Below are 13,130 nucleotides of genomic sequence, written 5' to 3' on the forward strand. Positions count from 1 at the left end.
ATAATTTAGAAATGAATGGTTATGCTGGTAGATAAAATATAAATGCAGATCCTTTACCTAGTTCACTGGTTGCATATATAAAACCATGGTGGTTTTCTACTATTTTTTTACAAATAGCAAGGCCTATTCCCGTACCTGAATATTCGGACTTTTGGTGCAGACGTTGGAATACTTCAAATATCTTATCGGCATGTTCGGTAGAGAAACCTATACCATTATCTATTATAGCTATTTTGTGATAGTAGTTTGCAGATTTAAAAAAGTCCTCTGGGATTTGTTTGGAATGTACTTTTTCTGCTAAAATTGAAATAGAAGGCTTTACATCCGCTACCTTATATTTAAGAGCATTGGATATCAAATTATTAAAAAGTTGTTCCAGTTGATATGATACGCCTCCTAAGGAAGGTAGGTCCTCACTCTTAATAACAGCTCCTGTATTTTCTATAGTAGAAGATAGGTCTTCCTTGACTTTCTCTAAAACTTCGTTTAAATCTATAAATTCAAAATCCTCATGTTTGGAATCTATTCTAGAGTAAGTCAATAGATTTAGAACCAATGCTTGCATGCGTGATGCTGCATTTGCAACCTTTTTAAAATATACCCGTCCTTTATCGCTTAAATTATCGGTTTCCGTACTTTCCAAACGGGAGATGAACATCTGGGTCTTTCGCAACGGTTCCTGCAAATCATGGCTGGCCACCCGGTTAAAAGATTCTAGTTCTGCGTTACTGTGCTGTAATTCTCTGTTGCTAGCGCGTAATTTTTCTTCGGCAGCGATACTTAAAGAGATATCCTGTGCCACACCGGACATGATTTGCTTGTTGTCTTTATGAATGAACTGCCCGTTTACTTTTAGGTGTTTAATTTCCCCATCTTTGGTTATGACGCGGTAGCGATGTTCCGTAACCGTAAGTTCATTTGCGGATTTTTCAATGCTATTCAGGTAGGCTTTTAAATCTTCTGGATGTACAAATTCACTAAATCGTTCAAGTGATGCCTTAAATCCTTTAGGCTCATAGCCCAGCATGCGATAAAAATTATCTGAAATCTCAATTTCTTCCGTACCCACAAACCATATAAAGCTTCCTATTTTTGCAATACGCTCTGCATCCGTAAGAATGGAATTCTGAATAGAGAGTTCTTGGTTGAGTGCTATTACGCGGTCTTGGTTTTGTTTTTCTTCCGTAACATCTACAACGACGCCCACAGATGCTTTTCTGCCGTGTCTGATAAGTGCGCGACCGTTAAGTTCTATATGCTTAGTTTCTCCTTGCTTGGTTATAATGCGGTAGGCATTTACCTTAGAGGTACCATGTTCAACAGTTTCTTCACCCAAACGGTCATAAATCTCTCTGTCATCCGGATGAACAAATTCACGATAACTATGGTAGGTAACTACAAACGAGTTAGGCTCGTAGCCTAGAATCCTATAGAAATTATCCGATATACTGGCCTCTCCGTTATCTAGGTACCAAATGTAACTTCCAATATTAGCTACATTTTCAGCATCAACAAAAATTGAATTTTGAGTTTCTAGCTGCGTGTTAAGTTGTAAAAGCTGATTGGTCTTTTCTTTTTCTTCCGTAATTTCCCTAGTGGTCAAAGTAATGCCATCACCAAGTTTTATAGCCCTTGCACTGAACCACAACATTTGGCCGTCTACTTCATAAGGCACTTCATAAGAGGTTGGTTCTCCTGTTTGGACCACATCTTTTAAATACCCAAATATCTCAGTGTCATAAATAGTCGGGAAAACTTCAGATATACATTTATTGATAATCTCTTCCGGTATATCTCCAGTAATAGGCGTGATCTTATCATTTATAAACAGGATTTTAAAATCTTTAATATTATTGTTCTCATCCCGTATACTTTCAAAATTCATGACAACGTGGGAAATACTCTTAAATATATTATTAAGAAAAGCGCGATTGTCCAATAAAGTAAGGTTTTGATTTTCCAACCTTTGGTTAAGTGACAACTGTTCTTCTTTGGCATTTTCCTCTGCGGTAGAGTTCCGGGCGGTTACCATAATACCTTCGGCCAATGGGGTAATGAGCGATTGGAACCATAAGGTTTCGCCATTTATGAGGATTTGTCTGTCTAGATTAATTTTTTCTTTATTCTGAAAACAGCTTATCAATTTTTCAAATTCACCATTTAACATTAAAAAGGGAAAAACTTCGGATATAGGTTTTCCTGTTATATACTCTGGAGCTAGTCCTAAATAGTCACGGTTACATTCATTGGCAAATACTATCTTAAAATCCTTAATGTTTTTTTGATCATCATAAATAGGTTCATAGTAGTTTACAATATTGTCCGTGGTAGCCAGCACACTTCTTAAGAAACTTTCTGAACGGCGTATCCTAACCTTGTTTCTATAAATTTTTAAAAATGCCAATACAAATACCAACAAGGAAAAGAAGGCCAGTAATAAAGACGTAAGAGGCGCTAGATATTTGTTGGAATTATACTCTTCTCTAGTTTTCTTGATAGATAAACGTTCCTCTGCCAACATCTGATTTCTGATGTTCCTTATGCGGTAGAGGGTAAAGTTAATATCGCTTTTCTTTGTTCTTTCAGACTCACTTACGCTATTAACGGGTGCATTAGGATGATCTCCTAACACTTTTAGCTCCTGATGTAAAGAATCTAGTAGCGTCCTCATGGGAGCCAAACGCGTTTGTTGAGAAGCGTTTCCCTCTGTTAACTGGTCTAAGGTTTTAAGTATGGTTTCGCCTTCTTCAACATAATCATCAAATACTGTAGAGTTTCCTTTTGAGTTTTGAAGTTGTTTTCTGAATTCTTCGGATTCCGCCTGGGTGGAATGTGCGGATAGCTCGCTAATAGCATTGTTTACTTGTAAGGTATGGGCCACCTTTTCCGCTAGATCCTGCATGCGCATAATTTGATAATACGCCATGCTGGCCGTAAAAAGGATGATTACGAAAGCAATAAAAAGTAATACGATATAGGTTTTTGAAGAAGAATATATTCGTTTAAAATCCATAAGCTCTAGATGCGGAAAAGAAAGGTGTCTTTATTAAGGTTGGAGGTGTGGTATTGCCAATTTAGCTGCAATATTTTCTCTACCGAGCTTTGCAATTTAACAAAGTTATTGGGCTTATTTAGATAAATGTTTGCTCCATTAAGGAAAGTTTCCTCTATATCTTTTTCTGAGGAGGAAGTAGAATAGATGGCAATACATAGGTCCTTTAAATCCGGGTTCTCCCGTATTTCTTTTAAACATTGCATCCCGTTTTTTATGGGCATGTTCAAATCCAGAAAAATAAGATTGGGTAAAACAATATTTGGCAAGGTTAGGTAATCCATTAATTCCTGACCGTGTTTAAAAAGGGATAGTTTGGTTCTAATACCAATTTCATCAATAGCCTCACTGAAAAGCATTCTGTCATCTTCGTCATCATCTGCAAGTACAATGTTCAACAGTTTATTATCCATAAGTACGGGTTACGTTTGTCACGTCCTAAAATACGGCTACAGATTAATATTAGTTTTAAGCGGCATATTGATGCACGTAATTAGGTGTTTTATAATCTAAAGATAAATGCAATCTTTTAGAGTTGTATAGTTTGATTGCATTTTTGGCTGCTTTTTTAGCATGAACCACACTGGTAAATGTCTGGTCAAGAAAAAATTCATCTTTTAGAATACCGTTTACCCTTTCGGCCAGGGCGTTTTCGTAGCAATGGTTTTCTTCGGTCATACTGATCTTGATTTTCTTTCTTTTTAGTATTTGGGTATAGACATTACTGCAATATTGAATACCTCTGTCCGAGTGATGAATAAGTCGGTCAATGTTCTTGGCATTGTAAATAGCCTTATTTAAAGCTCTGACACAACCTTTTAGTTCTAGGCTATCACTTAGGTCATATCCAACGATTTTACGTGAGTACATGTCCGTTATCAATGCTAGGTAACAGAATCCTTTAATGGTTCTGATATAGGTTATGTCGGAAGCCCAGACTTGATTGGGCCTATTGATTTTCAAGTCTTTTATGATATTGCCATACTTGTAAAAGCGGTGATATGAATTGGTGGTTCTAGAGGAGTATTTCTTTCTTCTAATGAGCAATCGATTTTCTCTTAGGATACGGAACATCTGGTCTCTGCCTACTTTTAAGTCGTACTTATGAAACTCATCTTTTAATGATCTCATGAGTTTCCTGGTACCTTCTCTAGGTAGTGTTCTTCTGCTTTTCCGAACAAGTTCGATTATATCCCGTTCTATCTGTTTTTTGATAACAAAACGTTTTTGGTATTTGTAATAGGCATCTCTTTTCAGATCAAAGGCATTACAGATAGTACCAATTGAATACAGCCTTTCATTACGGTTTATCGGTGCTACTTTCATCAAGGCTTTATGTTTAAGTTTTTTTTTAATTCTTCAACATCTCTATAGCCCAGGTTCTCGGCAGCTACCTCGAGATAGCTATCGGTCACCAGTTTGTCCAGGTCCTTTTTAATAAGAAGGTCCTTAAGTTGTTTCAGCTCTTTTTGAAGGGCTTTGATACGGGAAAGTTCGTCGTCTGTTTGCACGGTTACACGGGTGTTCATTAAATCTTTACGGTCATACTTCTTGATCCATACGTTTATAGTACTGGATTGTATACCGTAAGTTAATGCAATTTGTCTTTTTGAATGGTTTCCTTTGGTAAGTTCTGCCAAGACTTTGAGCTTGAAGCTCTCACTATAGCGTTTTACATATCCATCATTTTTATACATATACTTGAAGTGTTTTGTATACATATTTCAGGACGGGTCAGTTTTGGGGTTAACGGTGTAGTTAATTTTCTTTTTCATAATACGCTGAAAACTGCTGGGCGTAAGACCGGTAGTTTTTTTGAATTGCCCTGATAAATGGGCAACGCTACTGTAATTCAGTTGAAATGCAATTTCCGTAAGGGTAAGATCCGTATTGCAAATCAGCTCTTTTGCCAAGTCTACCTTACGTAAAATTATATAGTTCTCTATTGATGTATAGGTGCTCTCCGAAAAAACAGAGGATAAATGGGCATAGGAATAATGAAGCGTATCTGACAGATAACTAGATACCTTAACAGATTTTAAGTCTTTGTTCTTCAACAGTTCATCAATAGCATTTTTAATACGCTCTACTAATGTAATCTTTTGACCGTCAAGTATTTCTATACCATATCTTCTTAAAGAATTGGCAAGCGCAATTCTGTCCTCATCAGAAAGCTTTCCTTTTATGTTTACCTCTCCTAGGCTTCCTAAGGAATATGTAATGTCATAAGCATCTAAATGTTCTTTTAATAAGGTTTTACATGCCAAATCAAAATCATACTTTACGAAAAAAGTCATATAATAAAATACAGTTTTATGCGCTATTCTACGCTATACGAAAGATATGTTTTTATTTTTAAAAACTGAGGCTTTGTAACTAGTTGCGTGCTAAAACGTACAAATTTGGTCTTTTCTTCTGTTTCATAATCATTTTTTGTAGTTGAACAGAAACGGAAGTAGTGGTTGCGGGCTCTTTTTTGAAGAAATAGGATATAAGAAAACTAGATTTTACCTACATAAACAAAAAAGTGGGCGGTTCCTTAAAGAACCGCCCACTTTAGCAATTAACCAAAATAAAATTTTAATTATCGTCTACCGCATCTTCAATACCATCTTCAACATCTTCGGCGCCTTCTTCAATGGCATCTCCAGTGTCATCAATAGCATCTTCAATTTTGTCACCGACATCTTTGTTTTCTTCTCTGCAGCTTGTAAGTGTAGATAGAGATGCGGTCATAAGAAAAATAGACATTATATATAATATACGTTTCATGTGTTCTGGTTTTATAGATTATTAAATTTTATACGGTTTTCTTTCCTGTGAATAATGAAATCACGAATAGGATAAGAAAAATAAAGAATAATACTTGGGCGATACTTGCAGCTCCAGCTGCTATTCCACCAAATCCAAATATTGCGGCTATAATTGCCAATATAACAAAAGTGACTGTCCAACGTAACATAGTATGTAGTTTTTAGATTAGTAATTTTAATGTCGTTTTTATCCGACTTCTATACTACAAAGATGCACTATATTGATAGGTTGACTTAGCGCTAAAAATTTAGATTTTACCTTTAAACAATAAGGACGGCAGCTAATCTCATGCACTACCGATATGAGATCAATTTTAATTGCTTAGGTTGATACTGTTGCTAAAAAGAAGATCGTGTAAGGTAGTTGGAAGAAAATCTTCTCGGTCCGAAACAGATAAATTTTCATAAGAAGTAGATTCCATAGTATCAAAAAAATCTTCTGATACTGGCTCAGCTTTCAAAATATACGTAGCCGCATCCGTATCTATTTCACGAATGGTTATTTTATGGTCTAACCATGCCTTTTGTTGGTAATTTGGTACTATAATAGGCATTTGGTCTCCAATATTATGTACTTCCGCAAATGTACTGTTAGCATTATCCGTTATAATAGCACTGGTTTTAAAACCATCTTCCAACTCGTTGCTGATACCTGCAAGACTAAACGGTTCGCCGGATTCTTGGGTGATATGAAAAAACAGTAGTTCTCCATCTGAGATAAATGTGGTGAAAAATCCGGTAACGATAAGTAAACATCTATCTGTATCATCCGTATGTGCATACCATGGTTTGGTCTGTAAAGAAGCAAAGGGTATGGTTAGCGTATTAACATGTTTTTGAAAAACGGACCAATCTCCTTGAAACTTCTTAGGCAGAATTCCCCAAATAGATGTGGCAATGGTATCTTGCTGTTTTGATGTTATGATTGGAACGGTACTTTCTTCAAGTCCGTTTATAATTTCTTTAGGTTTATAGATATCGGGAAATTGAAAAAGGGCTTCATATGTCTCTTCAATCTGCTGTCTATCTGCCCTAATGGATAATTTATTGAACATTGATATCTTTATTTTATTATTAAAATGTAAAAAAGGGATGCAATTGCATCCCTTTTAATTTTCTCGACTTCTATTACAATACGTCTTCTAATTTTTTGATGCCATTAAGATCAGTGCTTATTTTATTCATTTGCTTAGTTAATAATGTAGTAGTCGTAGAGGGTAATGAAACCTCTTCCAAAACTTCTTTATATTCATCTACAGCTGCTTTTTCTCCAGTAATGGCTTCTTCTAACATAGCCTCGTCATTGTCTGCGCTAAACCATGCTTTAACATCCATCCAACCGCGGTGCATTGCTCCGGTGGTACTACCGCCTTTTTCAAAATCCTGTCCGTAACGGATGATTTCTGATTTAAGGTCGTGTCCAAATGTATAGCGCTCATCTGCTTTGCGGGTAAAAAACGTTTTTAGGTCAGTGCTTTTAGCGTGCTCTGCTGCTTTTTTAAAACCCTTTTCGGCGTCATAGGTTTTCTCTAGGATGTTGTTCAACTTTGTCTGTACTTCTTCAGTATATGTACTCATCTTATTTCAAATTTAAATGAACGGCATTTTGTTTAGGGGCGATGCATGCCGCATAACATCTTTCTTACTGATAGTAAAATTAAGGCGATGTCCGACTAGTCCTTTATCCGAAAAAATGAATTATTGATGCAATCCGTAAACCATGGGATTTTGAAGTATCTAATTGTAAATCAAGGTTGAAAAACTATAAAATTGAGTTACAATTGAGGGGTGTATTGTTCAAAGAGCTCCAGAATAACCATTTCGGAAGTTGAGAAATGTTCTGATTTAGAGTCGCTTTTATCTGCTTTGTCAAACCATTTCTCTAACGACCCGTCCTCATAGGATGTAACCAAAACGGGGTGCACATAATATTTACGGCACACATTTCTAGTATTCCCCAATGCCGCAGCCGCTGCATCAAAACCTATGAGTAAATTAGATTTAGTTGCTTTTTGGGTTTCAGCTATTCCTACATCCAAAAGCGTATCAAAAAACACTACTGAAGCGGCCCAAGTTCTAAAATCCTTTGCGGTAAAGAATTCGCCACTTATACCATGTAAATATTCGTTTACCATAGAACTGTCTACGGATTGTTTATCGCCATCTTCATCATAGTATTGAAATAGCTCCCAACCGGGAATATCCTCGCAACGGCTAATAAGGCGCATTAGCTTTTTGTTGCGTACGGTAACGGAGTGCTTTTTACCTTTTTTTCCAACGAACTCAAATTTTATATTGTTTTTAAATACTTCAACATGCCTTTTGCGCATGGTAGAAAGCCCGTAAGATTTATTGCGTTTTGCATACTGTTCGTTGCCAATGCGTATATGGGTCTCATCCATAAGTTTTACAATTAAGGCTACGACTTTGGCTTTTGACCATTTTTTTAACGAAAGGTCCTTCTCTACCTGAGCTCTAATATGCGGTAATTTTTTGCCGAACAGCGCCATTTTGTAAAATTTGGTCTGTTTTCTGATTTTTATCCAAGTAGGATGGTAGCGGTACTGTTTTCTATTTTTCAAGTCTTTTCCAACGGCTTGTAGATGACCGTTCGATAAATCAGTGATTTTTACATCTTCCCATGCAGGAGGCAGAACTAAGCTGGTTATCCGCTCTAATTCCTTTGGATCGGTAACAGGTTTCTTTTTATATGTATAAACAAAACTTTTTCCTTTCCGAAGACGTGAAATAGGCATTTTACCATTATCAATATATACCAAATTTAGATTTTCAATCGCCAATTCAGGAGTTTTCAATAGCTGACGTAATAAGCTCTCTTTGGTCATTTATATAGGGTGATTAATGGTTTAATATACGGTTTATGATAAAGATATCTTATAAATAGGATGAGGTTTGAGCTCAATCCATTTTTAGATTGACCGCTTTGTGAAAATAGCTTGATTTGCTCAAAAATGGGCGTATATTAGAGTAAAATCAATTAAAAAATGACTTTTTTGGTCAAAAAGGAGTTGTTTTAAAGAATTTACAAATTAAGAAATAAACAATATAAACTATGGAAAATACAATGACAGACGAAAAAGTAGAAAATGAAAAAACAGAATTTGCAAAGGAACCACATAATCCGAAGCAAGAGTATATTTTTCAAAAAAATGGGATTACTAAAAAGGGCTTCTTAATTATTATAGCAGCTTTGGTAATTTTGACGATTGCACTAGTAACATCTGGTGTGGCATTTTAAAACACTTTTTTCGTTTATAATTTTACCCGTTCTTGAAACGAACAATAAAATAGTTACAGCCCTCTTGTCAGGGCTGTAACTATTTTATTTTTAGATACAAATTGGTGTAAAATAACTTTGATTACGGTATATCCGGGTACGGCCAGCATCATTCCCACAATACCAAATAGCAGTCCAGCTCCTAAAATGACCAGGAAAATTTCTAGCGGGTGTGATTTTACGCTGTTACTGAATATAATGGGTTGTGAGAAAAAATTATCTATTAGCTGTCCAATCGTTACACCAAGGAGGACATAACCCACCTTAGGTAGAATTATGGTGCTAAAATCTACTCCAGGGTTACTGGTAATAGTGAACATGACCATAATTATTGCTCCGATCATTGGACCTAAATAAGGAATGATATTAAAAAGGGCACACATAAATGCAATAAGCACAGCATTTTCTAAGCCAACTAAAATAAGGGTTATGGCATATAATGAGAACAAGATGAACAGTTGGAACAATAGCCCAACAAAGTATCGGGATAACAAGTTTTTGATCTTGGCAATGGATCTCATGGTTTTTATTCTATGATTGTCCGGTACTGAGGTTAAAATAGACCGTTGAATTATATTGCTATCCTTTAAAAAGAAGAATGAAATAAACAGGACTGAGAACAGACCTATTCCAATATTATCCAACACCTGTAGAATAGATTTAAACACGGACGGGACCAAGTCTTTGCCCAAGGTTTTCACTCCGTCTTTATCCAGGGTAGCATCTTCCACTAAATCTTCCACTACTTTTTTGGTAGTGCCAAAGTACTCTGAGACCATGATATAAAGCTTGTCAAACTCTTTTTGAATTATGCCAAAATCAAAAAGATACAGATTTTTACCCTGCTCCGTCAGGAGGGGCACGAGAAGCATGATAATGCCACCAAATAGGGCTGTTAAGATGAGCATAGTAAGTATGACGGCTGCTACATTCGGTATCCTAAAATGTTTTTTAAGGCGCATGACTATAGGCCTTCCTATTAAAGCCACAACTCCAGAAATTACTAGGTACGCTACTATTGACTGAAGTTCGTAAATGAGGAATAGAAGAAGAACAAATCCGGTTATTACAGCAATTGCCTTCAAAATCCCATTGGCTATTTCGGTAGATTTCATGTGGTGATTTTTGTATATTGAATATACTTAAATAAGAGCAGGTCTAAAACATGAAAAACTTATGTTTCGCTCATGAATTTTTCTAAGATTGTCCTTTTATGGTTTTAGAGGTCATATTCAATGTGTTCTTTCCAAAGTCTAGCGTACGGATAGGGAACGGTATATTAATATCCTGAGTATCAAAATTCGATTTAATTAATTTTACGGCGCTGTGTCTGGCAGCATGCTCTTGTACTGCACCCTTCATATCAATCCAAAAACGGACCATGAAGTTTATTGAACTGTCACCAAATTCCGTAAAGAAGAACTCAACCTTTTCATCTTTGTTCTGAGGAAATTTTTCACCAATGATCTTTACCACTAAATCTTCCACTGCTTGTAAATCACTTTCGTAACCCACACCACAGCTCACAACTATCCTGCTTCGTTCACTCAAGGAATAGTTTTTAAAAGACCCATCTATGAATTTAGAGTTTGGAATGACCACGTAATTATTGTCCGGTTGACGCACGATAATGTTTCGCAAGCTAATTTCAGAGACAAATCCTTTAATCCCATCACTTTCTATAAAATCATCAATATTTATTTTTGGCATAAAAGAAAGAATAAGTCCACCAAAAGTGTTGCTCAAAGTGCCCTGTAACGCTAAGCCAATAGCCAAACCAACAACTCCCGCACCAGCTAAAATACTAGTAAGAACTTTATCTAGTTCCAATACCCCTAAGGCTACGAAAAATCCAATTAGGATAACACCTAAAAAAACAAATCTGGCAATGATATCCTGAATGGATTGTTGGTGAATTCTTTTGAGTAGAAATTTGCGTAGAAGTTTACGAACTCCACGTGCCAAGAAGTAGAAAAGGACCATAACAAAAATGGCCATTACAATATTTGGAAGTTTTAAAACAATGGCATCTAACCATCCATCTAACTTATCCCATAATTTACTTATTGAATCTTCTATTGAAAATTTACTTTCCATATTTTGAATTTTATAACATATTGGTTAATAAAAAAGTAGCCACGAGTGCCAGAATGAGACTTAAAACTCCCCCTATTCCAAAAAAGTGACTAAATCTGTAATTGCCCATACTGTAAATGAGTGTGTTGGTCTGGTATCCTACAGGTGTAAAAAAGCTGAAATTTGCAGCAAACATTACCGCAAGTATAAAAGGTTTGAAATCTAATTGCATTCCTTGAGCTACCGCCATAGCTATGGGCGTCATGATAATCGCCGTAGCGTTATTGCTTATTACGGCACTTAAAATCATTGTAGAAAAAAACAGGGTTCCTATGACTATATAACCAGGTTGGTCAAAAAGAAAAGTCAGCAGTTTTTCCGAAATGTAAGCGTCCGCACCGGTATTATGCATAGCAATCCCAAGAGGAATCATACCGGCCAACAAAAAGAAAATTTGCCAATTTACTTTCTTGTAGACTGTGTTTAGGTCAAGATTTTTGGTGAGTAATAGAATACACACACCAGTTAGGGCACTAACCATGATGGATAAAAGTCCCGAAGCTGCCAGACCAATCACGAGCAAAAGCACTGCCAGAGAGAAATAACGTTTGTATTTGGAATTGGAACTAATATTGTCAAACTCTTGAAGAAGTATCACATTCTCCATAGTACTAAGTGTTTCCAATTTTTCCGTAGAAGTTTCCAAAAGCAAGCGATCACCCACTTTTAATACCAGTTTGTTCATGCTACTACGCACCAATCTTTCCTTTAAATTGGTCAGCGTTTTTCTTTTTTTTATGGCTAAAGGAACAATGTCCTGCATCATTAAACTTCTTAGTCCACCCAATGTCTTCCCTAGAAATTGTGCCCCGGGAAGCATTAGTAATTCTACGAAAACTCTTGTGTCTAATTCGGTTTCCTTTTCTTCTAATTCTTCTTTGGTTATTTCCTTTGGTTGTAAAGGCGTAATATACTTTTTTTCGTTTAGGCTAAGGTTTTCCGATTTGTTTATGCGTGCCAAATTCTCTAGGTCGCACATTAGAAGGAGTTCGTCATTAGCCTTAAAAGTGATGTATTTTCCGGGAGCGTTATGAACTTTGTTATTTCGCGTTAACTTCAAAAGTGAAACTTCTGGATTCTCATAAAGGAAACTCTCTGCAATAGTTTTGCCTACCAGCTGGGAGTCTGCATTAATGTGAACATGAGTTACATAATTATTCAGATGGTAATCTTCATCCAAATTTTTGCCTTTTCCCCAGGGTAGCCACCGTAAGGTAAATGTGAGGTAGACGATGGAAATTCCTAGGAAAATCATCCCTAAAAGAGAAAACTCAAAGAAACCTAGCTTTTCCGCACCTAAATCCGTAGCCACGGAATTTACTATCAAATTGGTTGAGGTTCCCATAAGTGTACAGGAACCGCCCAAAATACCGGCAAATGAAATGGGCAATAATAGTTTGCTCTGTGAAACATTGTACTTCTCCGAAAGCTGATTGACGATTTTTATAAAAACAATCACAACGGCAGTGGTGCTTATAAATGCCGAAATACCTGCTGTAACGAACATAAAAACGGGAGCCATTACGTATAAAGGCAAGCCCTTTATCCGACCCATACCAGATGCCAACCAACCAATTACCCCATTCTCCTCTAAGGCAATTGCCAAAATCATTAGGGCAAGTACAGCAATCGTAGCGCTATTGGAAAAACCGCTAATGGCTTCTTCTGGTTTTACCAAACCCATTAGGGTTAGCGATACAATAATGAAAAACGCAATTTTATCTACCGGGAAAACTTCGAACACAAAAAGGACTACCGTTACCAGTAGTACACAGAACATTAACGTTATTTCCCAGGTCATTTCACTTTTGTGGCACTACATGGTTTCATA

14 protein-coding genes are annotated in these 13,130 nt (G+C 36.4%); 1 reads left to right on the forward strand and 13 read right to left on the reverse strand.

The genetic code is table 11. The features are described 5' to 3' along the window. Nucleotides 1-19 precede the first annotated feature (19 nt). The 10 genes from KO521_RS19190 to KO521_RS19235 form a co-directional block, all read right to left on the reverse strand. Nucleotides 20-3,013 (reverse strand): PAS domain-containing protein, encoded by a 2,994-nt coding sequence (locus KO521_RS19190; protein WP_215941509.1) that lies wholly within the window; start codon nt 3,011-3,013, stop codon nt 20-22. A gap of 5 nt (nt 3,014-3,018) precedes the next feature. Then, on the reverse strand, nt 3,019-3,465 hold the full coding sequence (locus KO521_RS19195) for a response regulator (RefSeq protein WP_215941510.1): 447 nt from the start codon (nt 3,463-3,465) through the stop codon (nt 3,019-3,021). 55 nt (nt 3,466-3,520) lie between these two features. Further along, a complete protein-coding gene (locus KO521_RS19200) occupies nt 3,521-4,378 on the reverse strand; it encodes an IS3 family transposase (RefSeq protein ID WP_252730128.1) in 858 nt (285 codons plus the stop codon). Next, nucleotides 4,378-4,749: a transposase gene (locus KO521_RS19205; RefSeq protein ID WP_024479941.1), complete on the reverse strand. Its 372-nt coding sequence runs from the start codon at nt 4,747-4,749 to the stop codon at nt 4,378-4,380. Before KO521_RS19205 ends, KO521_RS19200 begins: the two co-directional genes overlap by 1 nt. Nucleotides 4,750-4,776: 27 nt before the next feature. After that, the gene (locus KO521_RS19210) at nt 4,777-5,349 is read right to left on the reverse strand and encodes a helix-turn-helix domain-containing protein (protein WP_215941512.1); all 573 of its coding nucleotides are present in this window, start codon (nt 5,347-5,349) and stop codon (nt 4,777-4,779) included. A gap of 283 nt (nt 5,350-5,632) precedes the next feature. Then, complete coding sequence (locus KO521_RS19215; RefSeq protein ID WP_215941513.1) at nt 5,633-5,824, reverse strand: hypothetical protein; 192 nt, start codon at nt 5,822-5,824, stop codon at nt 5,633-5,635. A 28-nt stretch (nt 5,825-5,852) separates the two neighbouring features. Next, nucleotides 5,853-6,014: a DUF1328 family protein gene (locus KO521_RS19220; RefSeq protein WP_214610017.1), complete on the reverse strand. Its 162-nt coding sequence runs from the start codon at nt 6,012-6,014 to the stop codon at nt 5,853-5,855. A 165-nt stretch (nt 6,015-6,179) separates the two neighbouring features. Next, nucleotides 6,180-6,920 (reverse strand): SOS response-associated peptidase family protein, encoded by a 741-nt coding sequence (locus KO521_RS19225; RefSeq protein WP_215941514.1) that lies wholly within the window; start codon nt 6,918-6,920, stop codon nt 6,180-6,182. Between the two features lie 73 nt (nt 6,921-6,993). After that, complete coding sequence (locus tag KO521_RS19230) at nt 6,994-7,443, reverse strand: ferritin-like domain-containing protein (protein ID WP_215941515.1); 450 nt, start codon at nt 7,441-7,443, stop codon at nt 6,994-6,996. A 197-nt stretch (nt 7,444-7,640) separates the two neighbouring features. Continuing rightward, nucleotides 7,641-8,711, reverse strand: a complete 1,071-nt coding sequence (locus tag KO521_RS19235) for a DNA topoisomerase IB (RefSeq protein WP_215941516.1) — start codon at nt 8,709-8,711, stop codon at nt 7,641-7,643. A gap of 227 nt (nt 8,712-8,938) precedes the next feature. Between KO521_RS19235 and KO521_RS19240 the strand changes: the two genes are divergently transcribed. Beyond that, nucleotides 8,939-9,124, forward strand: a complete 186-nt coding sequence (locus tag KO521_RS19240) for a hypothetical protein (protein ID WP_215941517.1) — start codon at nt 8,939-8,941, stop codon at nt 9,122-9,124. 53 nt (nt 9,125-9,177) lie between these two features. On the opposite strand, the gene KO521_RS19245 is transcribed toward KO521_RS19240, so the two are convergent. The 3 genes from KO521_RS19245 to KO521_RS19255 all read right to left on the reverse strand — a co-directional run bounded on the left by KO521_RS19245 (nt 9,178) and on the right by KO521_RS19255 (nt 13,100). Next, nucleotides 9,178-10,278 (reverse strand): AI-2E family transporter, encoded by a 1,101-nt coding sequence (locus KO521_RS19245; RefSeq protein ID WP_215941518.1) that lies wholly within the window; start codon nt 10,276-10,278, stop codon nt 9,178-9,180. Nucleotides 10,279-10,360: 82 nt separating this feature from the next. After that, the gene (locus KO521_RS19250) at nt 10,361-11,260 is read right to left on the reverse strand and encodes a mechanosensitive ion channel family protein (protein WP_215941519.1); all 900 of its coding nucleotides are present in this window, start codon (nt 11,258-11,260) and stop codon (nt 10,361-10,363) included. A gap of 10 nt (nt 11,261-11,270) precedes the next feature. Then, a complete protein-coding gene (locus KO521_RS19255) occupies nt 11,271-13,100 on the reverse strand; it encodes an SLC13 family permease (RefSeq protein ID WP_215941520.1) in 1,830 nt (609 codons plus the stop codon). Nucleotides 13,101-13,130: the final 30 nt, after the last annotated feature.

This window comes from Zobellia uliginosa, from assembly GCF_018860745.1.
GTDB lineage: Bacteria > Bacteroidota > Bacteroidia > Flavobacteriales > Flavobacteriaceae > Zobellia > Zobellia uliginosa_B.

Bases quoted from the DNA above. Each gene is read 5' to 3' on its own strand.
- KO521_RS19190 (WP_215941509.1), bottom strand. From the start codon at position 3,013: ATGGATTTTAAACGAATATATTCTTCTTCAAAAACCTATATCGTATTA.
- KO521_RS19195 (WP_215941510.1), bottom strand. From the start codon at position 3,465: ATGGATAATAAACTGTTGAACATTGTACTTGCAGATGATGACGAAGAT.
- KO521_RS19200 (WP_252730128.1), bottom strand. From the start codon at position 4,378: ATGAAAGTAGCACCGATAAACCGTAATGAAAGGCTGTATTCAATTGGT.
- KO521_RS19205 (WP_024479941.1), bottom strand. From the start codon at position 4,749: ATGTATAAAAATGATGGATATGTAAAACGCTATAGTGAGAGCTTCAAG.
- KO521_RS19210 (WP_215941512.1), bottom strand. From the start codon at position 5,349: ATGACTTTTTTCGTAAAGTATGATTTTGATTTGGCATGTAAAACCTTA.
- KO521_RS19215 (WP_215941513.1), bottom strand. From the start codon at position 5,824: ATGAAACGTATATTATATATAATGTCTATTTTTCTTATGACCGCATCT.
- KO521_RS19220 (WP_214610017.1), bottom strand. From the start codon at position 6,014: ATGTTACGTTGGACAGTCACTTTTGTTATATTGGCAATTATAGCCGCA.
- KO521_RS19225 (WP_215941514.1), bottom strand. From the start codon at position 6,920: ATGTTCAATAAATTATCCATTAGGGCAGATAGACAGCAGATTGAAGAG.
- KO521_RS19230 (WP_215941515.1), bottom strand. From the start codon at position 7,443: ATGAGTACATATACTGAAGAAGTACAGACAAAGTTGAACAACATCCTA.
- KO521_RS19235 (WP_215941516.1), bottom strand. From the start codon at position 8,711: ATGACCAAAGAGAGCTTATTACGTCAGCTATTGAAAACTCCTGAATTG.
- KO521_RS19240 (WP_215941517.1), top strand. From the start codon at position 8,939: ATGGAAAATACAATGACAGACGAAAAAGTAGAAAATGAAAAAACAGAA.
- KO521_RS19245 (WP_215941518.1), bottom strand. From the start codon at position 10,278: ATGAAATCTACCGAAATAGCCAATGGGATTTTGAAGGCAATTGCTGTA.
- KO521_RS19250 (WP_215941519.1), bottom strand. From the start codon at position 11,260: ATGGAAAGTAAATTTTCAATAGAAGATTCAATAAGTAAATTATGGGAT.
- KO521_RS19255 (WP_215941520.1), bottom strand. From the start codon at position 13,100: ATGACCTGGGAAATAACGTTAATGTTCTGTGTACTACTGGTAACGGTA.